We start from the raw sequence: 24,802 nt of genomic DNA, 5'->3' as shown, positions 1-24,802 counted from the left end.
TGCCGGGGAGCGAGTGTCGTCTCCGGGTGGGACGCGTCCCCCGGCTTACGCTGGGGCGATGGACTCCGGTTTCGGCTACTTCGCCACGCACGACGCCGTCGATCCCGCCACGCTCGCCCGCATGGTCGAGCAGCGGGGCCACGTCGCGCTGATGTTCAGCGAGCACACCCACATCCCGGTGACCGGCGCCGCGCCGCTGGGCCCGGACGGCGGGCCGCTGCCCCGCAAGTACTGGCACACGTACGACCCGCTGGTGGCGTGCACGGTCGCCGGGGCCGCCACGACCCGGCTGCGGGTGGGCACCGCCATCTGCCTGGTCCCGCAGCACGAGCCGATCGCGCTCGCCAAGGCGGTGGCCAGCGTCGACGCGCTGACCGGGGGCCGGTTCGAGCTCGGGGTCGGCGCGGGCTGGAACGCTCCCGAGATCCGCAACCACGGCGTCGACCCCGCCCGCCGCTTCGCCGTCATGAAGGAGCACATCGAGGCGATGCGGCAGATCTGGACGCACGCCGACGCCGAATACCACGGTGAATTCGTGTCGTTCGGCCCGATGTGGTCGTGGCCGAAGCCGGCGCAGAGCCCGTACCCGCCGATCCTCGTCGGCGGGACCGGCCCGCGCGTCTTCGACCGCGTCCTGGCGTACGGCGACGCCTGGCTGCCGAACTACGGCCCGGGCGTCCTGGAGCGGGTGCCCGAGCTGCTCGGCCGCGCGGACGACGCGGGCCGGATGATCAAGGTCGTGATGCTGTCGACCCCGGCGGACCCCGCCGTCCTGGAGCAGTGCGAGAAGGCGGGGGTGTCGCGCGTGATGGCGTGGCTGCCGTCCACCGGGCCGGCCCGCATCGAACGCGAGATGGACGCGTTCGAGGCGGCCCTCGCCGACATGCGGGGCGAGTGACGCTGCCTACGCCGCGAGCTCGTCGAGCTCGGCCAGCGCCGCCGCGTCCGGACGCCACGTCCCGGCGGCGGCGTTGGCCCGCACCTGCTCCGGCCGGGTGGCTCCGGCGATGACCGAGGCCACGGCCGGCCGGGCGAGCAGGCCGCCGATGGCGACGTCGAGCAGGCCCACCCCCTGCCGCTCCGCGAACCCGGCCAGCCGCTCCACGGTCTCGAAGCGGGCGTCGGTGAGGTAGTCGGGCCGGGCGGCGAGGCGGGCACCCTCGGGAGGGGTCGCGCCGCGCCGGTACTTGCCGGTGAGCAGGCCGTTCGCCAGCGGGAAGTAGGGCAGCACACCGACGCCGAAGCGCTCGGCGGCGGGGAGGAGCTCCTGCTCGACCTGCCGGTTGAGCAGGCTGTACTCGTTCTGCGCCGACACGAAGCGCTCGTATCCGGCGGCGCGGGCGAGGTGGTCGGCGTCTGCGACCTGCCAGGCGGCGAGGTTGGACGAGCCGATGTAGCGCACCTTGCCCTCACGCACCAGCTCCGTCAGCGCGGCGAGGGTCTCCTCAATGGGGGTCGCCGGGTCGGGGAAGTGCAGCTGGTAGAGGTCGATCCAGTCGGTGCGCAGGCGGCGCAGCGACCGCTCGACGGCCTTGCGGATGTACCGGCGGGAGGCGCGGGCACCCCAGTCGGGTCCGTTCGCGCCCTGGACGTCCGCGCCGAACTTGGTGGCCAGGACCACCTCGTCCCGCCGACCCTTCAGGACCTCGCCGAGGTACGCCTCGGACTCGCCGTACATGTCCGCGGTGTCGATGAGGGTGATCCCGACGTCCAGTGCGGCGTCCACCACCGCGCGGGTCGCGTCGATGTCGATCCGGCGGCCGAAGTTGTTCGCTCCCAGACCGACCTGCGAGACGACCAGGCCGGAGTCGCCGAGGCGGCGGTAGGACATGTCAGACACGGAAACACTCCCCTATTTCGTCAACAGTGCTCATCGCGTCCGGCTAGCGCCCCTCGCCGCGTACGGCGTGGCGACGCGGGCGGAGCAGCTCCACGACGGCGCCGATGTCGGCGTCGGCCCAGCCCAGCTCGGCCGCCTCCTCGTAGCGCCGTTCGACCAGCCGGGCGATCGGCGGGTCCACCCCGGCCGCCCGGGCCACCTCCACGGCGAGCCGGACGTCCTTGGCGCCGAGGCTGGTGGTGAACCAGCCGCGATGATCACCGCCGAGAATATCGTCGATCCGGTTGTGCGCCGCAAGCGGCACCGTGGGCCATCCGAGGAGGAAGTCCCGCAGCAGGAGGTCGTCCACCCCGGCCGCGAGCCCGGTGGCGACCACCTCGCCGAGCACGGCGACGCTCGACATGAGCAGGTAGTTGTTCAGCAGCTTGAAGACGACCGCGTGGCCCGGGTCGGCCCCGCAGTAGCGGTACGCGGCGAACCCCTCGGCCCAGATCGGCCGCAGGTCGTCGACCAGCTCGCGATCGCCCCCGACCAGCGTGAACGCCTCCCCCTCGGCGACGGCCGCCGGGCCGCCGATGATCGGCGCGGAGACGAACCTGCCTCCCGGCGCCGCCTCCGCGAGCGACCGCGACGTGTCCGGGGAGACCGTGCTCATGTCGGCGAAGATCGGCCCCTCGACCCCGGCGAGCCGGGTCATGACCTCGCGCACCGCCGAGTCGTCCGCGAGTGAGATCAGCACGGCCTCGGCACCGCGCGCGGCCTCCGCCGGGTCCGCCGCCTCGGTGGCGCCGCGGGCGGTCACCTCGCCGGCCCGGCCCGGCGTCCGGTTCCACACTGTGACGGTGAAGTCTCGCGCGAGCAGCCGTTCGGCAAGCGCCCGCCCCATCCTGCCCATCCCGAGTACCGCGACACGCATGCCGCATCCCCCCTTATCCCCGTTGCGGCCATTCTCCCCAGGTCCGCCGTACGGGAACGTGCCGGGTCGAGCCGCTCCAAGGGAAGGGTCGAACCAGGAAATATCTGCTTTTGCAGCGGAATGCCGGGGGTCACGCCGGGAACGGTCATGTACTGCTGGCACGAAACACCTGAGCCAGCGGGAGGGAGCCGGGCGATGCCGGAACCCGAGAGCACGACCTGCGCCATCTCCGGCGGCGGCCCGGCGGGGGTGATGCTGGGCCTGCTACTGGCCCGCGCCGGCGTCCAGGTGACGGTGCTGGAGAAGCACGGGGACTTCCTGCGCGACTTCCGCGGGGACACGGTACACCCCTCGACGCTGCAGGTCCTGGACGAGCTGGGGCTGGTGGAGGAACTGGAGCGGATCCCCCATCGCGACCTCACGACGTTCCGCATGATCACGCGCGACGGCCCGCTGATCGACGCCGACGTGCGGCGGTTCCCGTCCACCGGGAAGTACCGGCACGTCGCGATGATCCCGCAATGGGACTTCCTCACCCTGCTGGTGGAGCACGCCCGCCGCTACCCCACGTTCCGGCTGCTGATGAACGCCGAGACCCTCGGGCCGATCGAACACGGCGGCGCGATCCGCGGGCTGCGCTACCGGGACGCGGGCGGGGAGCACGAGCTGCGCGCCGTGCTGACGGTGGCCGCCGAGGGGCGCCGCTCCGACCTGCGGCGGGCCGCGGGCATGATCCCCCTCGACCTCGGCGCGCCCATGGACGCGCTGTGGCTGCGCGTCTCCCGGCGGCCGGACAGTGACGACGGCGGCCTCACCGCCTACATCGGCAAGGGGGCGATGGGGGCCGCGATCGACCGGGGCACATACTGGCAGATCGCGTTCCTCATCCCCAAGGGCTCGTACCAGCAGATCAAGGAGCAGGGGCTGGAGGGGCTCCGGACCCGGCTGGCCCGGCTGCTGCCGTTCCTCGGCGGGCGGGTCAACGAGATCGACGACTGGGACAAGGTGGCGTTCCTGGAGGTCGGCCTGAACCGGCTCAGGCGCTGGGACCGGCCCGGTCTGCTGGCGATCGGCGACGCCGCGCACACCATGTCGCCGATCGGCGGCGTGGGCATCAACCTCGCCGTTCAGGACGCGGTGGCGACGGCCAACCTGCTGGCCGGGCCGCTCCTGCGCGCCCAGGCGGACCCGGCGAGGTTCGACAAGACGTTGCACCCCCGGCTGGTCCAGCGGGTCCAGCGGCGCCGGATGCTCCCGACGGTCGGCACCCAGTTCGTCCAGTTGCTGGCCCAGCGCGGGCTCGTCGGCCGGGTCCTCGACGGCGAGGAGCCGCGGCTGCCCGAGATCCTGACCGGCGAATACGCCCGCCGCCTGATGTCCCAGCTCCTCATGCGGATCATGCTGTACGGCATCCGCCCCGAGCACGTGCGCACGCCGGAGCGGGCCCCCTCCGGCGTGCCCACGCCGGAGCGGGACCGCGTCACTCAGCCGCCCGGGCCGACGTGATTGTCCGGGGCCATGTCGCCGTGTGTCGGCAGGTCGCCGCGCTGGACCGGGCTCGGCGGCGGGGAGCCGTCCCCGGTGGACGTCCCGTCGCCGACGGCGTTCCGCGCCCCCGCCACGGCCGACTTCAGCGCGTCACGCGCCACCTCGCCGGTCCGGCCGACCAGCCGGATCAGGTGGTCGCCCCTGACCGCGACGTACTCGTGCCGCCCTCCGCCGGATCGGTACCAGCCGGCCTCGTCGCGGTCGCACGTCACCGCCGAGCCCGGCTCGGCGTCGAAGATCGGCGTCTCGGCGCAGACGGCATCGCCGAACGTGCCCCGGTTGACGCGCAGCTCCACCTGCCTGCCGGGCGGGGAGGTGTAGACGGCGCCGAACCCATCGTCCCCGACGACGCCGACGGACTGCTCGGCCAGCTCGAAGCCGGGGACCTCGACCGCGTAGATCAGGTCCGGGGCCGTGCCCTGGGCCTGGGCGCGGTCAATCAGCGCCTGGCTGTACGACGCGCCGGTCCCGCAGGCGGCGACCGCGAGGAGCCCGAGGGAGAGGACGGCCGTCGCGGCGCCTCGCAGTAAACCGCCCGCTTTGCACTGAATCACCCGATCACTCTTCCCCATGACGGCCGCGTCCGCCACCGGATCCGGGGGCCGCCGGTCAGACCACCTCGATGTCGGCCATCATCGCCATGTCCTCGTGTTCGAGGTTGTGGCAGTGCATCATGTAGCGCCCGCGGTGGCCCTCGAACCGGACCAGGACCTCGACCACCTCGTACGGACGCAGGTCCACGGTGTCCTTCCAGCCCCCGTCGGTGGCCGCGGGCGCCTTGCCGTTGCGGGTCAGCACCTGAAAGTGCGCCATGTGGACGTGCACCGGATGGTGGAAGTCGCTCGCGAGGCGCCACAGCTCGACGGTCCCGAGGCGGGGCCGCGCCCGCGGGGTGCCCGGCGTGAAGGGCCGTCCGTTGATCGTCCAGGCGCCGGCCCACTCCCCCGACTTGCGGAAGTCGAAGACCCGGGTGGTGACCGCGTCGGAGCGGCGGATCCGCTTGGGATGGGAGAGCCGCTTCGGGATCGCGCTGTCGTCGGCGGCCTTCCTCGCGACGCGGAAGGCCATCACATTCCGCGCCGTACCGTCCTCCAGGGTGTTGACCAACGTCACCCGGCTGCCCACGGGATAGGCGGAGAAGTCGACCACGACGTCGAACCGCTCGGCGGGGGCGATCGTCACGGCGTCGTGCTCCACCGGTGCGGCCAGCAGCCCCGCGTCGCTGCCCACCTGGACGAACCGGCCGCCGGGCCGCAGCTCCAGACGGTACCGCCGGGCGTTGGAGGCGTTCAGCAGCCGCAGCCGGTAGCGGACCGCGTCCACCTCCAGTTCCGGCCACGGGGCGCCGTTGACGAGGACGACGTCCCCCTGGACGCCCTCCATGTACGCGTCGTCCACGCCGGCCCGCACCAGCAGGCTCGGGTCGCGCGAGGGGTAGCGGAACGCGCCGTCCTCGTCGAAGGCGCGGTCGCAGATCATCAGCGGGATGTCGCGGTCGCCCTTCGGGAGCGGCAGCGCGTCGTCCTCGTCGTCGCGGACCAGCAGGAACCCCGCGAGCCCGCGCCACACCTGCGGGCCGGTGAAGTCCATCCGGTGGTCGTGGTACCAGAGAGTGGCCGCCCGCTGATCCAGCGGATAGACGTAGTCCCTGGCCCCGGGGTGGAACTTCCACAGATCCGGATCGATCCGCATGCCGGCGTGGTGCCCGCCGACCGGCCGGAACCCGCGCCCGGCGGCGACCACGAGATCGGTGGGGTAGCCGTCGGAGTCGGCCGGGGTCACCCCGCCGTGGAGGTGGGTGGACGTCGGGACGGACAGCTCGTTGCGGACCCGGACGACCGCCTGGTTCCCACGCCGCAGGTCGAGGGTCGGCCCGGGGAAGACGCCGTCGAACCCCCACACCTCCGTCCTCGTGCCCGGGATGATCTCCACCTTGGCCGCGCGCTGCGCCAGCTCGTAGTGGCCGGGCCGTACCGGGCGGGCGACCGGGGGGACGGGCAGCGGCACGGTGAACGGCGCGGGAAGCGGCAGCGCGCTGGCGAGCGTCCGGCCGGAGGTCTCCCCGGCGAGCCGGCCGCACCCGGCCAGGGCGAGCGCGCCGCCGCCGAGGACGCCGAGGAAGCCGCGCCGCGAGAGCGGGTTCGGACGCGTCATGCCGCGACCCCCCGCGCGCGGGGCCGCAGGCTCCGCCAGGTCCAGACGACCAGTACGGCGGAGCCGCCGAAGATCGCCATGCCGAGCGGGAAGTGTCCCGCCAGCACCCGGCTCTGGCCGAGCACGACCTGCACCGTCTCCATGACGACCAGCGCCACGCTCGCCCACGCCGGGCCAATCGGCCCCCGGCCGGGACGCCACAGCAGGATCGCGGCGACGAGCTGGAGGTACAGAAAGGCGTGCGTGACTCCGGCGTTGTCGCGGTGCTGGGTCAGCATGTCCACATCGCCGGTGACGAACAGCCCGGCCAGGGCGGCCTGGCCGAGCACACCGGCCAGATGCGCGGTGGCGGCGATCCGTAGCAACCAGACGATCCAGCCGGGAGCTCCAGCCCGGACGGCGCGCTCCGGTCGATCGGCCACGGAGGAGGGAGCGTTCATGCCGATCATGCTTCCGCCTCGGCGGCGCAAGATCGTCCTCCTTGAGATGGCTTTTCGCCGTACGCCGCAAGAAGTAAACCCCGCCCTCCCGCGCCTGGCGCGTACCACCTGAGATGTACGCCCGCTCTCCGTCCCGCGGAGGACGGCGCGCCGAAGCGGAGGAGTCTAGGGTGGCGCGGGTGGACGCCCGCAAGTCCGACGCGCTGATCGCCTTCGCCGCCCTGGCGGGCATCGTCGCGGGCACGTACGGCGAGCTGTCGAGCTCCGGCCCGTTCGAACGCCCTCTGGACCCGCTCGGCCTCGCGCTGATCGCGGTCGCCGCGCCCGCGCTGGCCTTCCGGCGGAGTGCTCCGCTGCCGGTCGGCGTGATCACGGTGGCCTGCGCCGTGATCTACTACGCCTGCCGCTACCCCGGGGTGTTCGCCACCGCACCCGCGCTGACCGCGATCTACACGGCCGCGTCCCTCGGCCGGCGGCGCCTGGCGATCTGCCTCGCCCTCGTGATGTACGCCGGCGTCTACGGCTTCATCGCGCTCGCGGACACCGACCCCGCGCCGGGCGACGGCTTCAACCTGCTCGGCGGGTGGCTGGTGGCGATGGTCGTCCTCGGCGAGGTGACGCGGAACCGCCGCGCCTACCTGCGCGAAGCGGAGCAGCGGGCGATCGAGGCGGAACGCACCCGTGAGGAGGCCGCGCTGCGCCGGGCGAGCGAGGAGCGCCTGTGGATCGCGCAGGAGCTGCACGACTCGCTCACCCACAGCATCTCGGTGATCAACGTCCAGGTGTCGGTCGCGATGGAGCTCCTCGACCGGCGCCCGGAGCGGGCCCGGGACGCCCTGGTCGCGATCAAGGAGTCCGGACGCGACGCGATGCGCGAGCTGCGCGCGACCCTCGGCGTGCTCAGGCAGGCCGACCAGGACGCCACACCCGCGGGTCTCACGGCGCTGCCCCGGCTGGTGTCGCGGGCCGAGGCCGCCGGGCTGCCCGTACGGACCGTCGTCGCCGGCGACCGGCGGGAGCTGCCCGAGGAGGTGGACCGGACGGCGTACCGCATCGTGCAGGAGGCGTTCACGAACGTGCTGCGCCACGCGGGCCCGGCGTCGATCACCCTGACGACCGAATACCATCCGGAGAAGATCGTCGTCCGGGTGGCGGACGACGGGCGGTCGTCCGGCGGCGCCGCCGGCCACGGGATGGGGCTGATCGGGATGCGGGAGCGTGTCGTCGCGCTGGGCGGGTCGCTGTCGGCCGGCCCGGCCTCGGAGGGCGACTTCCTCGTTCACGCCGAGCTTCCTCTCGCGGGGGCGCTGTGATCCGGGTACTGCTCGCCGACGACCAGCCGCTGATCAGGGCGGGCTTCCGCGCGCTGCTCGAAATGGCGGAGGACGTCACGGTGGTGGGCGAGGCGGGCGACGGCGCCGCGGCGGTCGAGCTGGCCCGCGCGCTGCGGCCGGACGTGGCGCTGCTCGACGTCCGCATGCCGCTGCTCGACGGCATCCAGGCGACCCGGAGCATCGGCGCGGACCCCGACCTCGACGGGGTGCGGGTGGTGATCCTGACCAACTACGCGCTCGACGAGTACGTCTTCGCCGCGCTGCGGGCGGGCGCCAGCGGGTTCCTGCTCAAGGACATCGAGCCCGCCGAGCTGCTGCTCTCGGTGCGGGTGGCCGCCCGGGGAGAGGCTCTGCTGTCGCCGTCGGTGACCCGGCGGCTGATCGAAGAGTACGTCGCCACGCCGCCCCGGCCGGTGGCCGTACCCGGGCTGGAGCGGCTGACCGACCGCGAGCGTGAGGTGGTGGCCCTGGTCGCGTCCGGGCTGTCCAACGAGGAGATCGCCGCGCACCTGGTCATCAGCCACGCCACCGCGAAGACGCACGTCAGCCGGTCGATGACCAAGCTGGGGGCGCGCGACCGGGCCCAGCTCGTCGTGTTCGCGTTCGAGTCGGGGCTGGTCACCCCGCGCGCGGGCCGTCCGTCGCGTGCCTGAGGGGACGGCGACGGCGCCGGTCAGTGGGAGGGCCACGGCCGCCGAGACGGCCGTCAGCGGGAACAGCATCGGGGCTCCTTACAGTCACGTGCGGAGCCCGGCCCTGTGGCCGTCCTCCACTCGGTGATCCCAGTCAACCGCCGCAGAGCGAGACGGAACATGGTCGAGTTGCTCTAATCCATGTTTGATCGTCTATCGCCTTCACGCGGGCGCGCGGCGTCGGTCCCCGGGAGTACCGCAGGAGGGAAAATCGGCAGTAGAGATGCACATGGAGGTGCGTGCCGCCACCTTCCGGCCGCACGAGGGCGGGCTTCACGGCATGACCGGACATTTGGCTTGAATAATGACAAAGGTTCGGTAGTTTACCCAGATGATCTCCTACCGCCCTACCGTCCCCGCGGACCTCGACCGCGTGACCGCGTGGATCGTGACCGAGCCCGTCGGCTGGATCCCCGCCGACCGTTACCTCGCAGAGCTGGCCGAGAACATGTACCGGCCGGAATGGACGTGGATCGCCGAGGTTGACGGCCGGGTCGTGGGACGGGCGCTGTGGTGGGGGCCGAGGGACAGCGCGCACCCGGTCGCGCTCGACTGCCTCGACGTGGATTCCGCCATGGGTGACCGTGCCGCCATCGCCGCCGAGCTGATCAGGGCCGCGCTGGCCGGATTCCCGCAGCCGGTGCAGTACGCGATCAAGGCGGCCGGCGGCTGGCGCGACGATCCGGCCACCTCGAGGGCCGTGGGATGGCGGCAGGCGGCAGCACACGCGGCGGGCCTCACCCGGGAAGTCGAGCGGCTGCAGTTTGAGTGGGCACCCGCCGACGGCGTGCCCCCCTCGGGCGGCAGGCTGCGGTTCGCCGAGGCGTCCGATGAAGAGTTCCTGACCGTGTTCGCGAGAATCGCCGAGGGCAGCCTGGACGCCCAGACCCGGGCGAACCTGGCGGCCAAGGGCGTGGACGCGACCGCGCGCGAAGAGATGGACTTCTATCTCAACGCGCCGGGCAAGCGGGAGTGGTGGCGGATCGCCTATACGCACGAGGGCGAGGTGGCGGGCATGGCGATCCCCTCGGCGACGCCGTACAACGTGAACGTCGGGTATCTCGGGGTGGTCCCGGAATTCCGGGGGCGCGGCTACGTGGACGAGGTGCTCGCCGAGATCACCCGCATCCACGCGGCCAACGGAGAGCTGCGCATCACCGCCACCACCGACGTGGGCAACGCGCCGATGGCGGCCGCGTTCGGACGCGCCGGATACCGCAACACGGAAATCCGGATCAACCTGTCCAACGACGTCCGGCCCTAAGGGCTGCTTCAGATCACCAGCGCGGCCAGGGTGACGGTGCCGAGGAAGCGGCAGGTCACCCTGCCGTGTGCGCGAGGATGGCGGCGGCCAACTCCTCGTGCGCCTCGGGCGGCAGTGTGTGCCCCATGCCCGCCACGATCATCAGCCGCGCCCCTGGGATCTGCTCGGCGATGATCGCGCTGTGGCCCGGCTTGGCCGGCTCGTGGCTGCCCTCGATGACCAGCGTGGGTGCCTTCACCTGATGGAGCAGGCCCACCGGCTCGAAGTCGGGCTTGGCCATGGCGGCCAGCCGGTGGTTGGCCACCGCCGACAGGTCGCGGGCCCGGTCGTAGATCCGTTCCTGCAGGCGCCGCGCCGCGTCCTCGTCGAACGGCAACCCGGTGCCGTGCAGCAGGCGCTGCTCGGCGATCATGCCGTCGATCCGCGCGCGCCGGTCCGCCGGTGGCGGGGCGGCCATCAGCGTACGGTAGAAGGCCACGAACTCCGGTGCCGGCTCCGGCAGGCTCCCCTCGGGCTGCGGCTGCCCCATCAGCGCCCGCATGATCACCAGGCCCTCGCCGCCGCCGAGCGGGGAGGAGCCGATGACGGTCAGTGAGCGCACCCGCTCCGGCCGCTCCACGGCGACGAACTGGCCGAGCAGGCCGCCCGCCGAGTGGCAGACCAGGTGCGCGCTCTCCAGGCCGTGGTCATCCATCACGCGGTAGACGTCGTTCTTGATGTCGTCCCAGGTGTACGGCTCCGCCTCGAAGTCGAGGGTGCCCGACATGCCGGTGTCGCGGTGGTCGTACCGGATCACCCGGCGGCCACCGGCGGTCAGGCGACCGACGAACTCGTCCGGCCACAGGATGCCCTGCGACATCGAACCCATGATCAGCAGGATCGGCGTGTCCGTCTCGGCGCCGAACTCTTCACTCCAGATGTTCACGTTTTGCATGTCTCAGAGCATGCCGTCTTCGGCTACGGGCGCCTTCTGTAGAACTACTAGTCGCGCCAGATCCGTACGGGAGCCGATGCCCAGCTTCGGATAGATCTTGTACAGGTGGTACTCGACCGTGCGCGGGCTCAGGAAGAGCTGGGCAGCGATCTGCTTGCTCGACAACCCGTCGGCGACCAGGCCGGCGATACGCAGCTCCTGCGGGGTCAGCGCGTCGAGCACGGCCACGTGCGGGGCCTGCCCGCTCTCACCCGCCGCGCGCAACTCGTCCTGCGCGCGCCTCGCCCACGGCCGGGCACCCGCCCGCTCGAACGTCTCCCACGCCCTCCGCAGATGCGCCCGCGCCTCGCCCGGCCGCTGAGCTCGGCGCAGGCGCTCACCCAGCAGCAGAGCCGTCCTGGCCGCCTCGAACGCGTTGGTGTGCAGCCGCAGCGCCGCGCCGAAGGCCTCCTCGGACGACTCGACCAGGCCCCGGCAACGGGCCAGCAGGGCGCGCGACTCGGCCGTCGCGGCGTGCGCCGACCACCGGTCGTACGCGGCCAGCGCCGCCCGCGCGCCCGCCTCGTCACCCGCGCCCACGGCGGCCTCGACGCCGTCCGGGGTCATCCGCCACACCACGGTCGGATGCCCGGCGCCCGGTCCCGCCGCGGCGAGGGCCGTGAAACGGTCGTGCGCCGCCGCGAACCGGCCCAGGCACAGGTCGAGCATCGCCAGCGCGTACGACGCGACGCCCGCACGCAACCCGACCCGGTGTGGGATGGCGATGGCCAGCGCCTCGCGGGCCTGCCGCTCGCAGGGCTCCTCCTCGCCCCGCAGCGCCGCCAGCACCGCCAGGTTGGCCAGGTGCGCGGCCACCGTGTTCTCATATCCGGCCTCACGAGCCAGCTCCAGGCCCTCCTCGGAGACGGCCCGGCTGCGCGCCAGCCGCCCCTCGATGCGCTCGGCCGTCGCCACGAACTCCAGCACGACCGGCAGCTGCCCGCTCATCCCCGACACCCTGGCCACCCGCCCGGCCCGACCGATCATCTCGGCGGCCTGATCTGCCTCGCCCAGGTGGCTGGCCGCAGCCGCCGCCCACAGGTACCCCGCCGCGTCCTCCAGCTCGCCAACCCGGGCCAGCGCCCGCCGCAGCAGGCCCGGCCCGGCAGCGTCGCCGTCCAGCGTCAGGCCGATCCCGGCCACCGTGTCCCGCAGGAACCCCTCAGGATGCGCGGCGGCCCGCCGGCCGAGCTCGACGAGGGCCGCTGTGTCGCCGACGTACGAGGCCGCCTCCGAGGCGTCGGCCAGCATGTCCAGGCTCTCACCCGCCGCCAGGATCCGTACGGCTTCGGCGGCGTTGCCCGAGTTCAGCTCGAACCGGCCCCGGAGCTGGGCGATCTCCATGGCGAGGGTGGTGTCCCCGTCGGCCCGTTCGCGCGCCTCGGCCAGCAGCGACTCCGCCTGTCCCGGGCGGCCGCCGAGCCAGGCCGCGACGGCGGCGTCCTTCAGGCGGACGGCACGGGCGCGCGGCTCGGGGGTCAGCTCGGCGGCTCTGGCCAGGGCGGTGGCGGCGGCGCCGTACCCGCCACGGTCACGCGCCCGCTCCGCGGCGGCCACCAGCGCGGCGGCGACCTGCTCGTCCTGACCCAGGGCCGCTTCGGCCAGGTGCCAGGCGCGGCGGTCATCCGAGGTCAGCTCGGCGAGGACAGCGTGCACGCGGCGGACGTCGGCGGGGGCGGTCGCCTCGTGCACCGCGGATCGGATGAGTGGATGACGGAAGCGCACGCTCGTGCCCGACACCCCGGCCAACCCGGACTCCTCCAGCTCGGCCAACGCCACCCGCCCAACCCCGACCCCCGTGCTCTCACCGGGCCGTACCGCTTGCTCGGCGAACAGCCGGTCGGTGGCGCGCAGGACCAGGTCGAGGTCAGCCTCGACGGCGGCGACCAGGGCGACCAGCCGAGCAGGGGCGGACAACGCGGCCACCCGATCACCGAAGAGCCGGGCACCACCGGGCAGCGGGTCGGGCAGCGGTTCGCGCCCGGCGAGCTGCGCGCGTGTCAGGCGAGCGGCGATCTCGCCCAGGGCGAGCGGGTTCGCGCGGGTCAACGTGACAAGCTCCCGTGCCACCTGGGCGGCCAGCACACCGCAGCGGGACTCCAGCAACTCGGCCGCAGCGGACTCGGACAGGCCGCGCACGTCCATCGTCAGCGGCACACCCTTGACAGCAGCGTCCCCGCGCACGGCGAACAGCATCGCGATCCGTTCCGTCCCCAACCGCCTGGCGGCGAACAGCAGCGCATCGGCCGAAGCCCGGTCCACCCACTGGAAGTCGTCGACCACGCAGATCAGCCCGTCCGGCGCGGCGGCCTCGGCCAGCAGCGAGAGCACGCCGGCCCCCACCAGGAACCGATCGCCGGCACTGCCCGCGGCAAGCCCCAGGGCCGCGCTCACCGCCACGCGCTGCGGCTCGGGCAGCGCATCGAGCGAGCCGGTCACCGGCCACAGCACCTGGTGCAGCGCCGCGAACGCGAGGTCGGACTCCGACTCAACGCCGGTGGTCCGCAACACCCGCATCGCGCCACCGCGCGCGGCCGCCGCATCAAGCAGGGCAGTCTTGCCCGCCCCCGCCTGGCCCCGCAACACCACCGCACCCCCGAAGCCATCGCGGGCCCGCGCGATCACCTCGTCGAGTGCGCCGATCTCCACAGATCTTCCATAAAGCACAAGCGCCCACTGTAGGAGGCCGCCACGCTGCCCCGTCCCCGACCAGGGCCCGCACCTGCCCATCCGGCTACAAACGGGACGGAACGTACGCCTGCGGAGATTGTCAGGGGCGGCCGCTACGATCACGCCCGACCGCTTTCCCGACACCGGAGGATCGACATGGGCGCGTGGGACCTGGGGCCGTTCGACAACGACGGGGCGCTCGACGCGCTCGGGCATCTGGACGCCGGTGAGGACGTACCCGGCGGCCTCGCCCAGGTCATGCGGGAGATCCTCGACGAGGACGAGTACCTCGACGCGCCGGAGCTGTCGGGCGCGGTGGCCGCGGCGTGCCTGGTCGGCGCCCGGTTGATCGGCTCCGAGTCGGACGTGGTCGCCGCCGGATGGCTTGAGCGGCATCCGTTCGCCGTGACCGACGCGCTGCGCGACCTCGCCCGCGCCACGCTCGACCGCGCGGCCCTCCCCGACGACAACGAGCTGTACGACCTCTGGGAGGACGCGGACGCGCTGGTGTCGTGGCTGGAGCGGCTCGCGCCGTACCGGGAGGCGCTCGCGGCCGGTTCGTAGCACGCCTGCCTGTACCTGACGTCGGTCGTCAGGTATGCCCGGTAGTGTCGCCCTGACTTCGAAGAAGGGAACGGGCGATGCGATACGCGGCCCTGCTGCGCGGCATCAACGTCAACTCGGGCACCGCGATCGCCATGTCCGACCTGCGGGCGGTGGTGGAGCGGCTCGGGCACTCCGAGGTCCGCACGCACCTGCGGAGCGGCAACGTCGTGTTCACCTCGGCCGACGAGCGGCCCGAGCGGGTCGCGTCACTCATCGAGCGCGGGATCGCGGAGGACCTCGGCCGCACGATCTCCGTCATCGTGCGGACCGCCGCGGAGCTGCGCCGGGTCGTCGAGGAGAACCCACTGACAGTGCCGGATCCGGCCAGGTTCGCGGTGATGTTCTTGTCCGGCCCGCCCGACCGGGCGGCGCTGGAAGGCATCGACCCGGCCGCCTACGCGCCGGAGGAGATGCGGATCGGCGCGCGCGAGCTGTACCTGCACTTCCCCGAGGGCATGCGACGCACCCGGCTGCACCCGCTGCTGGAGAAGCGGCTCGACGGGGTGTGCACGACCCGGAACTGGAACACGGTCACCCGGCTGCTGGCCCTCACGGAGGCGTGAGCGCCGTACCCCGGCGGTCGGGGCGGCGTGCCGCTCACTTGCCTTGTGAACCGCGGGCCGGTTCAGGAGGTAGCCACGGGCCGGTCCAGGAGATAAGCGCCACACACGGCCGGGCGGGCCCCACCGGTTGGATCATGACCCGGCCCGCTCCGCCCTCGTCCTCCGCCTGCTCCGGCGCCCTTTCCGGCCGATTTTCCGACAAGCGCCCGCACGCTCGGCGAGCGCTTGTTCGGGACCAAATATTTCGACGAACGCGTCAAGCGCCCCTAACGTGCTTTTCATGACCGGACACCACACTCTGCGCCAAACCGAGGACGCCATCGGCGAACGGCTCGGTGGACTCAATGTCGACTTCGAGGCGATGTGGGCGGTGTCGAACATCTATCGGGCTTCGTCCGCGATCCGCAACCACCTGGAGCAGACCGTGCTCCGCGACACCGGGCTCACCTGGACCGGGTTCGTCGTCATGTGGGTGGTGTGGCTCTGGGGCGAGAGCGAGACCCGGCACGTCGCGGCGGAGGCGGGCATCTCCAAGAGCACGCTCACCGGCGTCCTGAAGACCCTGGAGTCCTACCGGCACATACGCCGCTTTCCCCACCCGACGGACCGGCGCCGCGTGATGCTGGAGCTGACCGCGTCCGGGGAGCGCCTGATGCGCTCGCTGTTCCCCGACTTCAATCGCCAGGAGGCCTTCGTGGTCAAGGAGCTGGACAGCGAGCAGCGCCGCGGGCTGGCCGACTCGCTCAGGAAGGTCGTCCAGCATCTGGAGACCATTGAGCGGTGACCTGTGGCGCCCTCGCCGCGGGAGCGTCCACTGAGCGGTGGCCTGTGATGACGCCCTCGCCCGCCCGCACCGCCATCGAAGGCAACGACACGCCATTCGCGGTCCTGGCGCCGAGACAGCGCAGGCATCACGAATCCGCTGGGTGACGCCGATCGCTGAAGGCCGGAGCGCTGCAGACGAATCCGGTTGCTGCGCTCCGCCTTCGACTCCTTGGCCTGCGCGGGCTTCTTCGTGGTGCTCACCAACGCCCCCTCGACGGCTTCGACGCGGGCCCGGGGCCGACACGCTTCCGATAAGACCGCTTCTGGCTAGTTTGCGGCAATCTTGTGGCCGTTTGCGGCGTAGATCCTTCTTCCGCAGTGAAGACCACCAAGGAAGTGCGATGCCGCGTTTTGTCTCCCTGACCGCCGCTCTGCTGGCCGCCCTGGCGCTGCCCGCCCTCCCGGCCCACGCCGCCGCGCCCGACGGCACGCTCACCGTGCGTACGCCGAGTGTGAAGGCCGGCGAGCCGGTCGACTTCTCCTATTCCACACCACGCCCGGACGCCAAGAACTGGATCGGCCTCTACAGCGATCCCGGCAACGGGCCGGTGGACCAGAAGTACGTGGGCCCCTCGCTGAAGTGGGTCTACATCCCCGCCGCCACCGGCGCGGCCACCCTGCCGACCGATGGCCTGGAGCCTGGTAACTACGTCGCCTACGCGCTGGCGAAGGACGGCTACGAGTGGCTCGCGTCGCCCGCCAAGCTGAAGATCGTGAGCAGCGAGCCGCTGCACTTCGTCACCGGCGACTTCACACTGCGCAACGCCCGCGCGAAGTCCCCGTACGCGGCCACGGTCAAGGGCACGGTCCGCGGCCCCGAGTCGACGTTCCGCAAGGTGAACGGCCCGGAGTGGGTGCGGATCGGCGAGGACGGCGCCGTGACCGGCACGCCCCCGGCGTCGGCGTCCGCGAAGACGGCCGCCGTCACCGTCGAGGCGCGCACCGACGCGGGCGAGCGGACCACCGCGACGGTCCGCATCCGGGTCCGGCCGCCCGGCGCCCCGCTGGTGCCTCAGCTCAAGGCCATGTCCTGGAACCTGTGGCACGGCGGGAGCCAGGTCAAGGGCGGCCGGGAGAAGCAGGTGAAGTTCCTGCTCGACCGCGACGTGGACGTGGTCGGCCTGCAGGAGACGTCGTCCACCTCGGCGAAGGAGCTGGCTGAGGCACTCGGCTGGGACCACTACCAGGCGGGCGCCGACCTCGGCGTCATCAGCCGCTACCCGATCGTGGCGCGCGGCCCGCTGCCCTCCGAGTCGGGCCTCGCCGGGGTCAACGCGCGGTCAGGCTGGACGACCGGCATGAGGTGGCCCTCTGGAACGTGCACCTCGGCTACACCCCGTACGGCCCGTACGACGCGTGCTTCGGCGGATGGAGAGTGGACCGGCTGCTGGCCAGGGAGTCCGAGTCGAAGCGCACCGAGCAGATCCAGCGCGTGATGTCGGCCATGTCCGGCGACCTCGCCGCCTCCGGCCGCACCCCCGTCCTGCTGACCGGCGACTTCAACGCCCCCTCGCACCTCGACTGGACCCCCGCGACCAAGCGGTGCGGCTACGACTCCGTCCCCTGGCCGACCTCGGTCGCCCCCGAGCAGGCGGGCATGAAGGACTCCTACCGGGTGGCCCACCCCGACCCGGTCGCCGCCCCCGGCATCACCTGGTCGCCCATCTACACCACCTTCACCGGCGGCTACGGCCACGACGCCCACACGGGCGAGCCCGAGCCGCAGGACCGCATCGACTTCGTCCACTACAAGGGCGACATCGAGGTGACCTCCTCCGAGGCCGTCGTCGAGGGTGCCCCGGCCCCGATCCCCAACCACCAGGACAACGCCTGGACCTCCGACCACGCCGCCGTCCTGACCACCTTCGCCATGAACTGACCGAACCCCATCGAGATCGCGGCGCCGGTCCTCCTCTCCGCCGCCCGGAGGGATGCTCGCGGCGGGGCGGTCAGATGAATGAGGCGACCATGGTGGCGAACTCCTCGGGGGTGGCGATCCGCACGCCGAGCGTCGCGGCCTTGTCCCGCTTGGAGCCGGCCTTCTCGCCGGCCACGAGCAGGGAGGTGCGGGCCGAGACGCTGGAGGACGCCCGGCCTCCGGCGCGTTCGATCAGCTCGTTCATCTCGGTGCGGGACAGCGCCCCCAGCGGGCCGCTCATTGCGCCGGTCACGACCACGGCCATCCCCGCCAGCGGCAGATCCACGGTGGGCCCGGCAGCCGCCTCCGGGGAGTCGGCTGCCTCCGCCTCCGATCCGGCGGCGTCGGATCCGGCGGCGCGGGGGACGGCGACGCCCGGCTCGGTCATCGTCACCCCCGCCGCCACCAGCCGGTCGATCAGCGGCTCCAGCTCGGTGAGCTCCTCCACCAGGGCCGCCGCCTTCTCCGGCCCGATGCCGTCTACAGCCTGCAGCGCCTCGGCGTCGGCGGCGCGGATCGCGTCCATCGAGCCGAAGTGGCGGGCGATCCGCCGGGACATCGAGCGGCCGGTGCCCCGCACGCCCAGCGCGCAGAACACCTTGTTGAGCGGCTTCGCCTTGGCCCGCTCGATCGCGGCCAACAGGTTGTCGGTGCTGGTCTCACCCATCCGGTCCAGGCCGAGGATCTGCTCGCGGGCGAGCGTGAACAGGTCGGCGAAGTCAGCGATCAGCCCCGCGTCGACCAACTGCACGATGCGGCTCTCCCCCAGGCCCTCGATGTCGAGTTGGTCGCGGCCCACCGCGTAGCTCACCGAGGCGACCGCGTGGCAGGCCCGGCCCCGGGCGCACCGCCAGCGCTGCTGCGACGCGTCGATCTCGCCGCCGCACCTCGGGCAGACGTCCGGGAAGACGATCGGCTGCTCGGCCCCGGTCCGCAGGTGCGCCACCGGCGCCTCCACCCTCGGGATCACGTCGCCCGCCTTGTAGACGGTCACGTGGTCGCCGAGCATCAGGCCGCGCCGGGTGATGTCCGCCGGGTTGTGCAGCGTGGCGTAGGTGACCACGCTGCCGTCCAGCAGCACCGGCTCCAGCACGGCGCGCGGCGCGATGATGCCGGTGCGCCCGACGTTCCACTCCACGTCCACCAGCTTGGTGATCTTCTCGACGGCGGGCAGCTTGTACGCGATCGCCCACCGGGGCGCGCGGGAGCTGAACCCGGCCTGCTCCTGGTCGGCGGCGAGATCCGCCTTGACGACGATGCCGTCGATGCCGAACGGCAGCCCGGCGCGCGCCGCGGCGATCTCCTCGACGCGGGCCTGGACTTGCTCGACGGCGGCCACGGCGACCACGCCGACCGGGGTCGCGCCGGTGGTTCGCACGCCGAGGCGGGCGACCAGCTCCATGATCTCGCTGTGCGGCAGCTCGCGCAGCCGCCCGGCCAGCTCGCCCGCGTCGTCGGGCGGCAGCGGCAGCGCGCCGTATCCGAAGAACGTCATCTCACAGCGGTACGGCCGGTCCTTCGCCCGCAGCGTCCCGGCGGCGGCGCTGCGCGGGTTGGCGAACGTGGTCCCGTCGTGGGCGGTGCGTTTGGCGCACGCCTCCTCGAACTGCGCGGCGGTCATCAGCACCTCGCCGCGGATCTCCACCGTCACCGGCTCCGACAGCGCCTCGGGCAGGCCGTGGACGGTGCCGATCGCGTGCGACACGTCCTCACCGGCCACGCCGTCGCCGCGGGTCACGAGCTGGACCAGCCGGCCGCCGCGGTAGCGGGCCGACACCGCGAGCCCGTCGAGCTTCGGCTCGACGCTCCACCGCTCCACCGGGCGGCCGAGCCGCCGCTCCAGCCCGGCCGCCCACCCGGCCAGCTCCTCGGCGGAGAACACGTTGTCCAGGCTCAACATCGGCACGGTGTGCGGCACGTCGCCGGTCACCGCCCCGCCCGCCACCTTTCCGGTGGGCGAGCCCGGCAGCACCTGGTCGGGGTGCGCCGCCTCGTACGCCTCGATGCCGCGCACCAGGCGGTCGTAGGCGTCGTCGTCGAGGGCGGAGTCGCCCGCGCCGTAGTAAGCGGCGGCGGCGTCGACCGCCGCCCGCACGGCCTCGGCGTATTCCGCCTGGTCGGCGAGGAGCGTGGCGTGGAGCGCGTCTGTCATGGACACATAGTGCCGGGTCCCACCGACAATCCCGGACGGTCGCCTGTACGGGCGGTCCCGGCGCCGTCGGAAGAGGCGTGGGCAGGGAAGAAGGGCACCCGGGAGAAGCGCCGAGGCGGTGATCCGGCCGCCTCAGTCCTTCCTCAGTGCGGCCTCAGTCGTCGGCCACGTCCTCGGGGGTGGCGCGGGCGAGCCCGGCCAGCACGTCCAGCGCGTACGACAGGGTCTCCATGGGCGGGGAGGCGAGGCCGAGCCGCACCGCGCTGGGCGCGCCGCGCGGCCCGACGACGAACGACGCGGCGGGCGTGACCGCGATCCCCCTGCGGGCCGCGGCGGCGACGAACGTCTCGGCCCGCCACTGATCCGGCAGCTCCCACCAGCAGTAATAGGCGCGAGGGTCGGCCCGTACGGTGAACTCGGCGAGCCGCTCCGCGGCGATCCGCTGGCGCGCGGCGGCGTCGGCCCGTTTCGCTTCGGCGACGGCGGCCAGGGCGCCGTCGGCGGCCCACCGGGCGGCGGCGTCGAGGGCGAACCGGGGGGCGGTCCACGCCCCGGAGCGCAGGGCGGCGGAGAGCCGGTCGGCGAGTCCCGGGGGCGGCACGGCGAACCCCACGGTCAGGCCGGGGGCCACCCGCTTCGACAGGCTGTCGATCATGATCGCGTGCTCCGGGGCGAGCGCGGCGAGCGGCGGCGGCGCGGCGTCGTCCAGGAACCTCCAGACCGCGTCCTCGACGGCGTACAGCCCCAGCTCGCGCAGTGTCCGGGCGATCGCGGCGCGCCGCCCCTCCGGCATGGTGATGCCGAGCGGGTTGTGCAGGGTCGGCTGGAGGTAGACCGCGCGCAGCGGGGTGGCACGGTGCGCGGCGGCGAGCGCGTCCGGGCACAGCCCCTCGGCGTCCATCGCGAGGGGGACGGTCGTCACACCGAGCCGGTGCGCGACGGCCTTCACCACGGGATAGCTGACGGCCTCCACCCCGAGGCGCTCCCCCGGCGGCACCAGGGCGGCGACCGCGGCGGCGATGGCCTGCCGCCCGTTGCCCGCGAACAGCACGCGTGCCGGGTCGGGGCGCCAGCCGTCCGCTTCGAGCAGCCGGGCCGCGGCCTGCCGCGCCTCCGGGGTGCCGGCCGCGCCCGCCGGGCGCAAAGCGGCGCCGAGCACGTCGGGACGCAGCAGCGGGACGAGCCCCCGGGCGAGCAGGGCGGGCTGCCCCGGGGCCACGGGATAGTTCAGTTCGAGGTCGATCCCGGCGGTGGAGGGCTCGGCGAGCGCGGGCGTGGGCGGCGGCTGCGCGGCGCGGACGAAGGTGCCGCGGCCGACCTCGCCGACGACGAGGCCGCGCCGGGCCAGCTCGCGGTAGACGCGGCTGGCGGTCGAGTCGGCGATGCCGCGCCCCCGGGCGAAGGCGCGCTGCGTCGGGAGCCGGTCTCCCGGCCGCAGACGGCCCGAGGCGATCTCAGCCGCGACCTCGTCGGCGACCGAGCGGTAGTCCTCCATGACACCTCACCGCATTCGGGAGATTGCACCGAGGACCAATGTATCCGGCGTCGCGCGGCCCAAGATCGTCGCGGTCAGAGGGCCCCGAGGTACGTCCAGGCGCCCGCGTCGCGGACGAAGCGGCTGTTCTCCTCCATCGCCCCCGGCGTCCCGCGATCCTCGTAGTGGGCCCGGAACCGCACGGTGCCCTCGGTGTGGACGGCGCTGCCGCCGGTGCTGCCCAGGATCTCCAGCCGCACCCACCGCGGCCCTTCGGCGAGGTCGAGCCGTGCGGGACGGGTGGACGGGTGCCAGGTGCGCAGCAGGTAGCCCGCGTCCCCGACGCTGAACGCGCTGAACCGCGACCGCATCAGCGCCTCCGCGGTGGTCGCGGCGGCCTCCCCCCGGTGCAGCCGCCCGCAGCAGTCGCGGTACGGCAGGCCCGTGCCGCAGGGGCACGAGGAGGCGGGATCGGGGCGGAGCGTGGGGCGGGCGCGGCGTTGGGACATCCCCACATTCTGCCCGGCGCGTCCCGGTGGCACGGCCGGGCGCCCCCGCCTCCGAGGTCCCGCCGGCGTCCGTACGGCGCGGCGGGCGAAACCAGAACGGCCGAGGTCGCCGTGCCGTGTTTCCGTCGGGGCGCAAACCGGGGCAAGATGAGGCATGGTCCCGCTTCACAGCCAGGCGTCCCCGGACGTCCCCCGCATGTGGGGGCAGGAGCTGCGCTCACTGCGCGAGGCCACCGGCGCCCCGATCGCGTTCGGCGGCCCCGTCACGGACGGCGGGCTGCGCCTCCAGCACTTCGACGGCACCCGTACCGGCCTGCTGTCCGGGCTCGCCATCTCCCTCGGCGCCGGCGTCGGGGGCCGGGCGCTGGGCGAGCGCCAGGTGGTCGGCGTGGACGACTACCGGACGGCCCACGACATCTCCCATGACTACGACGTCCCGGTGCTCACCGAGGGGATCCGCGCCACCGTCGCGGCGCCCGTGGTCGTGGGCGCCGCGGTCCGCGGCGTGATCTACGCCGCCCTCCGGGAGAGCCCGGGCCTGGGCGACCGGCTCAAGACCGCGACCTCGGCGGCGGCCCGCGCGCTGGCGCGGAAGCTGGCCGTCGAGGACGAGATCGACCGGCGGGTGGCCGCCCGCCTCGCGACCGTCGAGCGGACGCGGGCCAGGGCCCTCGAACGGCTGCGCAAGGTCCACTCCGGCCTGCACGCGCTGCACCGGAGCACGTCCGACGAGGCGCTTCGCGAGCGGATCGCCGCGCTCCTCGACGAGGCGTCCGGCCCGCCCGCCCCGGCCCCGTCCGGCCAGGCGTCCGGCAAGGTCCCCGTGCTCAGCGCCCGCGAGCTGGCCGTCCTGTCGCTGGTCGCGACCGGCCGCACGTACGCGAGCGTGGCGGCCGATCTCGGCATCTCCCCCATGACGGTCAAGAGCTACATGCGCGACATCCTCCTCCGGCTGGACGCGCACACCCGACACGAGGCCGTCGTCGTCGCGCGCCGCCACGGCCTCATCCCCTGAAGCCCCGTGAAGTCCCCGAAGCCCCCGAAGTCCGATGGAATCTTCCCCGAAGCCCGCTGGAGTCTGTTGAAGTCCCCCGCAACCCGCTGAAATCCGCCGACATCCCCCGGCCCCGTCCGCGTACCCCCCATCGGGGGGTGCCACGACGGCGTGACGACGGTCACGATGTGCGGCGGACGACCAAGGAGGCCCGCGATGTCACCCGACCCCACCTCTGCCCTGCGAGCCGCGCGAGACCGGCTGCTCGACCTGCGGACGGCCTACGACGACGCCGTCGCGGCGTTCTCGTGGCCCGACGTGGGCGACACCTTCAACTGGGCGCACGACTGGTTCGAGACCTGGGCCCGCGACAACGAGCGCCCCGGCCTGGTGATCGTCGAGGAGGACGGCAGCCGGGCCGCCTACTCCTTCGCCGAGCTGTGCCGCCGCTCCGACCAGGTGGCCCGCCTCCTCAAGGCGGGCGGGGTGGGCCGCGGTGACAGCGTCGTCGTCATGCTCGGCAACCAGGTCGAGCTGTGGGTGACGATGCTCGCGATCATCAAGCTCGGCGCCGTGATCATGCCGACGACCACCGCGGTCGGCCCCGCCGAGCTGACCGACCGGGTCGAGCGCGGCGACGCGAAGGCGGTCGTCTGCAACGCCGCGGACGCGCCGAAGTTCGCGACCGTCCCCGGGGCGTACCTGAAGGTCGTCGTCGGAGGGGCGGTGGACGGCTGGCGCGAGTTCGCCGGGGCGGACGAGCTGGAGGCCGCGCCGCTGCCGCATCCGGGGAACGCGAGCGGCGACCGGCTGCTGCTCTACTTCACCTCGGGCACGACCAGCAGGCCCAAGCTGGTCGAGCACACCCACGTGACCTATCCGGTGGGCCACCTGTCGACGATGTACTGGCTGGGGCTGCGGCCCGGGGACGTCCACCTCAACATCTCCTCGCCGGGGTGGGCCAAGCACGCGTGGTCGAACTTCTTCGCCCCGTGGCTCGCGGAGGCCACCGTGTTCGTCTACAACTACTCGCGCTTCGACCCGGCGCGGCTGCTCGCGCAGTTGCGGGCGGAGAACGTGACCACGTTCTGCGCCCCTCCCACGGTGTGGCGGATGCTGATCAACGCCGACCTGTCCGAGCGCCCGACGACGCTGCGTGAGGCGGTCGGCGCGGGAGAGCCGTTGAACCCCGAGGTCATCACCCAGGTCGAGAAGAGGTGGGGGCTGACGATCCGCGACGGGTTCGGGCAGACCGAGACCACCGCGTCCGTCGGCAACACGCCGGGGCAGCGCCTCAAGCCGGGGTCCATGGGCCGCCCGCTGCCGGGCGTGCCGGTCGTGCTGGTCGACACGGTGACCGGCGCTGTGCTCCCCGGCGAGGCCGAGGGTGAGCTCTGCCTCGACCTGTCCCGGGCCCCGCTGACCCTGATGACCGGGTACCAGGGGGACGAGGCGCGCAACACCGAGGCGATGGCGGACGGCTACTACCACACCGGCGACGTCGCCGGCCGGGACGCCGACGGCTACATCACGTTCATCGGGCGGACCGACGACGTCTTCAAGGCCTCGGACTACAAGGTCAGCCCGTTCGAACTGGAGAGCGTGCTCATCGAGCACCCGGCCGTGGCCGAGGCGGCCGTGGTCCCCGCGCCGGACCCGGTCAGACTGGCGGTGCCCAAGGCGTACGTGGCCCTGGCCCCCGGCCACGTGGCCGACGAGGAGACGGCCCGGTCGATCCTCGCCTACGCCAGGAAGAATTTGCCGCCCTACCTCCGGGTGCGCCGCCTGGAGTTCTACGACCTGCCGAAGACGATCTCCGGCAAGATTCGCCGGGTCGAGCTGCGGCAACGCGAGGAGCAGCACGCGCAGGACCGGCCGGCCACCGAGTGGCGCGACGACCAGTTCGACCTGTCCTGAGCCCGCCGGGGCT

Annotated in this window: 22 protein-coding genes; 12 read left to right on the top strand and 10 right to left on the bottom strand. The window is 73.2% G+C overall.

Annotated elements, in window-relative coordinates:
* The first annotated feature begins 58 nt into the window (after window positions 1-58).
* Window positions 59-898, top strand: coding sequence for a TIGR03619 family F420-dependent LLM class oxidoreductase (locus tag ACQP1V_RS17035; protein WP_433423970.1), 840 nt, complete (start codon window positions 59-61; stop codon window positions 896-898).
* Between the two features lie 6 nt (window positions 899-904).
* On the opposite strand, the gene ACQP1V_RS17030 is transcribed toward ACQP1V_RS17035, so the two are convergent.
* Together ACQP1V_RS17030 and ACQP1V_RS17025 are read right to left on the bottom strand one after the other, a co-directional pair.
* Window positions 905-1,831 carry an aldo/keto reductase gene (locus ACQP1V_RS17030; RefSeq protein WP_387416926.1) on the bottom strand — a complete coding sequence of 309 codons (927 nt, stop codon included), beginning with the start codon at window positions 1,829-1,831 and terminating at the stop codon, window positions 905-907.
* Between the two features lie 52 nt (window positions 1,832-1,883).
* Window positions 1,884-2,756, bottom strand: coding sequence for an NAD(P)-dependent oxidoreductase (locus tag ACQP1V_RS17025; protein WP_433423968.1), 873 nt, complete (start codon window positions 2,754-2,756; stop codon window positions 1,884-1,886).
* A gap of 195 nt (window positions 2,757-2,951) precedes the next feature.
* Between ACQP1V_RS17025 and ACQP1V_RS17020 the strand changes: the two genes are divergently transcribed.
* Window positions 2,952-4,262, top strand: a complete 1,311-nt coding sequence (locus tag ACQP1V_RS17020) for an FAD-dependent oxidoreductase (RefSeq protein WP_433423965.1) — start codon at window positions 2,952-2,954, stop codon at window positions 4,260-4,262.
* On the opposite strand, the gene ACQP1V_RS17015 is transcribed toward ACQP1V_RS17020, so the two are convergent.
* From ACQP1V_RS17015 to ACQP1V_RS17005, 3 genes are read right to left on the bottom strand one after another with little or no spacing between them, the layout of a single operon-like run.
* On the bottom strand, window positions 4,241-4,858 hold the full coding sequence (locus ACQP1V_RS17015; RefSeq protein WP_433423963.1) for a hypothetical protein: 618 nt from the start codon (window positions 4,856-4,858) through the stop codon (window positions 4,241-4,243). The genes ACQP1V_RS17020 and ACQP1V_RS17015 overlap by 22 nt on opposite strands.
* 55 nt (window positions 4,859-4,913) lie before the next feature.
* Window positions 4,914-6,458, bottom strand: coding sequence for a multicopper oxidase family protein (locus tag ACQP1V_RS17010; protein ID WP_433423960.1), 1,545 nt, complete (start codon window positions 6,456-6,458; stop codon window positions 4,914-4,916).
* Window positions 6,455-6,898 (bottom strand): hypothetical protein, encoded by a 444-nt coding sequence (locus ACQP1V_RS17005; protein WP_433423957.1) that lies wholly within the window; start codon window positions 6,896-6,898, stop codon window positions 6,455-6,457. The genes ACQP1V_RS17010 and ACQP1V_RS17005 overlap by 4 nt, the downstream gene beginning before the upstream one ends.
* A gap of 170 nt (window positions 6,899-7,068) precedes the next feature.
* Between ACQP1V_RS17005 and ACQP1V_RS17000 the strand changes: the two genes are divergently transcribed.
* From ACQP1V_RS17000 to ACQP1V_RS16990, 3 genes are all read left to right on the top strand, one after another.
* Window positions 7,069-8,211, top strand: a complete 1,143-nt coding sequence (locus ACQP1V_RS17000) for a sensor histidine kinase (protein ID WP_433423954.1) — start codon at window positions 7,069-7,071, stop codon at window positions 8,209-8,211.
* A complete protein-coding gene (locus tag ACQP1V_RS16995) occupies window positions 8,208-8,885 on the top strand; it encodes a response regulator (RefSeq protein ID WP_387416895.1) in 678 nt (225 codons plus the stop codon). The genes ACQP1V_RS17000 and ACQP1V_RS16995 overlap by 4 nt, the downstream gene beginning before the upstream one ends.
* 370 nt (window positions 8,886-9,255) lie before the next feature.
* Window positions 9,256-10,188 carry a GNAT family N-acetyltransferase gene (locus tag ACQP1V_RS16990; RefSeq protein WP_433423951.1) on the top strand — a complete coding sequence of 311 codons (933 nt, stop codon included), beginning with the start codon at window positions 9,256-9,258 and terminating at the stop codon, window positions 10,186-10,188.
* 55 nt (window positions 10,189-10,243) lie between these two features.
* Here the strand turns inward: ACQP1V_RS16990 and ACQP1V_RS16985 are convergent, their stop codons facing one another.
* Together ACQP1V_RS16985 and ACQP1V_RS16980 are read right to left on the bottom strand one after the other, a co-directional pair.
* Entirely contained in the window at window positions 10,244-11,122 is an 879-nt protein-coding gene (locus tag ACQP1V_RS16985) for an alpha/beta fold hydrolase (protein ID WP_433423948.1), read from the bottom strand.
* A gap of 3 nt (window positions 11,123-11,125) precedes the next feature.
* Entirely contained in the window at window positions 11,126-13,828 is a 2,703-nt protein-coding gene (locus ACQP1V_RS16980; protein ID WP_433423946.1) for a LuxR C-terminal-related transcriptional regulator, read from the bottom strand.
* Window positions 13,829-13,987: 159 nt separating this feature from the next.
* Between ACQP1V_RS16980 and ACQP1V_RS16975 the strand changes: the two genes are divergently transcribed.
* The 5 genes from ACQP1V_RS16975 to ACQP1V_RS16955 all read left to right on the top strand — a co-directional run bounded on the left by ACQP1V_RS16975 (window position 13,988) and on the right by ACQP1V_RS16955 (window position 17,704).
* Window positions 13,988-14,395 carry a DUF4259 domain-containing protein gene (locus ACQP1V_RS16975; protein WP_433423943.1) on the top strand — a complete coding sequence of 136 codons (408 nt, stop codon included), beginning with the start codon at window positions 13,988-13,990 and terminating at the stop codon, window positions 14,393-14,395.
* 77 nt (window positions 14,396-14,472) lie between these two features.
* Window positions 14,473-15,000 carry a DUF1697 domain-containing protein gene (locus tag ACQP1V_RS16970; protein ID WP_067140123.1) on the top strand — a complete coding sequence of 176 codons (528 nt, stop codon included), beginning with the start codon at window positions 14,473-14,475 and terminating at the stop codon, window positions 14,998-15,000.
* A 280-nt stretch (window positions 15,001-15,280) separates the two neighbouring features.
* Window positions 15,281-15,784: a MarR family winged helix-turn-helix transcriptional regulator gene (locus ACQP1V_RS16965; RefSeq protein ID WP_067140126.1), complete on the top strand. Its 504-nt coding sequence runs from the start codon at window positions 15,281-15,283 to the stop codon at window positions 15,782-15,784.
* 382 nt (window positions 15,785-16,166) lie between these two features.
* Window positions 16,167-17,261 carry an endonuclease/exonuclease/phosphatase family protein gene (locus tag ACQP1V_RS16960; protein WP_433423939.1) on the top strand — a complete coding sequence of 365 codons (1,095 nt, stop codon included), beginning with the start codon at window positions 16,167-16,169 and terminating at the stop codon, window positions 17,259-17,261.
* Window positions 17,201-17,704 carry an endonuclease/exonuclease/phosphatase family protein gene (locus ACQP1V_RS16955; protein WP_433423937.1) on the top strand — a complete coding sequence of 168 codons (504 nt, stop codon included), beginning with the start codon at window positions 17,201-17,203 and terminating at the stop codon, window positions 17,702-17,704. Before ACQP1V_RS16960 ends, ACQP1V_RS16955 begins: the two co-directional genes overlap by 61 nt.
* 70 nt (window positions 17,705-17,774) lie before the next feature.
* On the opposite strand, the gene ligA is transcribed toward ACQP1V_RS16955, so the two are convergent.
* The 3 genes from ligA to ACQP1V_RS16940 all read right to left on the bottom strand — a co-directional run bounded on the left by ligA (window position 17,775) and on the right by ACQP1V_RS16940 (window position 21,878).
* Window positions 17,775-19,895, bottom strand: a complete 2,121-nt coding sequence (ligA, locus tag ACQP1V_RS16950; RefSeq protein ID WP_433423934.1) for an NAD-dependent DNA ligase LigA — start codon at window positions 19,893-19,895, stop codon at window positions 17,775-17,777.
* Window positions 19,896-20,049: 154 nt separating this feature from the next.
* Window positions 20,050-21,390 (bottom strand): PLP-dependent aminotransferase family protein, encoded by a 1,341-nt coding sequence (locus tag ACQP1V_RS16945; RefSeq protein ID WP_433423932.1) that lies wholly within the window; start codon window positions 21,388-21,390, stop codon window positions 20,050-20,052.
* Between the two features lie 74 nt (window positions 21,391-21,464).
* Window positions 21,465-21,878 (bottom strand): YchJ family protein, encoded by a 414-nt coding sequence (locus tag ACQP1V_RS16940; protein WP_433423929.1) that lies wholly within the window; start codon window positions 21,876-21,878, stop codon window positions 21,465-21,467.
* 154 nt (window positions 21,879-22,032) lie between these two features.
* On the opposite strand from ACQP1V_RS16940, the gene ACQP1V_RS16935 reads away from it, so the two are divergent.
* Both ACQP1V_RS16935 and ACQP1V_RS16930 read left to right on the top strand, forming a co-directional pair.
* Complete coding sequence (locus ACQP1V_RS16935; RefSeq protein ID WP_433423927.1) at window positions 22,033-22,893, top strand: response regulator transcription factor; 861 nt, start codon at window positions 22,033-22,035, stop codon at window positions 22,891-22,893.
* 195 nt (window positions 22,894-23,088) lie between these two features.
* The gene (locus ACQP1V_RS16930) at window positions 23,089-24,789 is read left to right on the top strand and encodes an AMP-binding protein (RefSeq protein ID WP_433423924.1); all 1,701 of its coding nucleotides are present in this window, start codon (window positions 23,089-23,091) and stop codon (window positions 24,787-24,789) included.
* The last annotated feature ends 13 nt before the right edge of the window (window positions 24,790-24,802 follow it).

The organism is Microtetraspora malaysiensis, from assembly GCF_050947145.1.
GTDB classification, from domain to species: Bacteria; Actinomycetota; Actinomycetes; order Streptosporangiales; family Streptosporangiaceae; genus Microtetraspora_A; species Microtetraspora_A malaysiensis.
The sequence above is the reverse complement of the archived record's forward strand: the minus strand, read 5'-3'. Positions and strand labels throughout refer to the sequence as shown.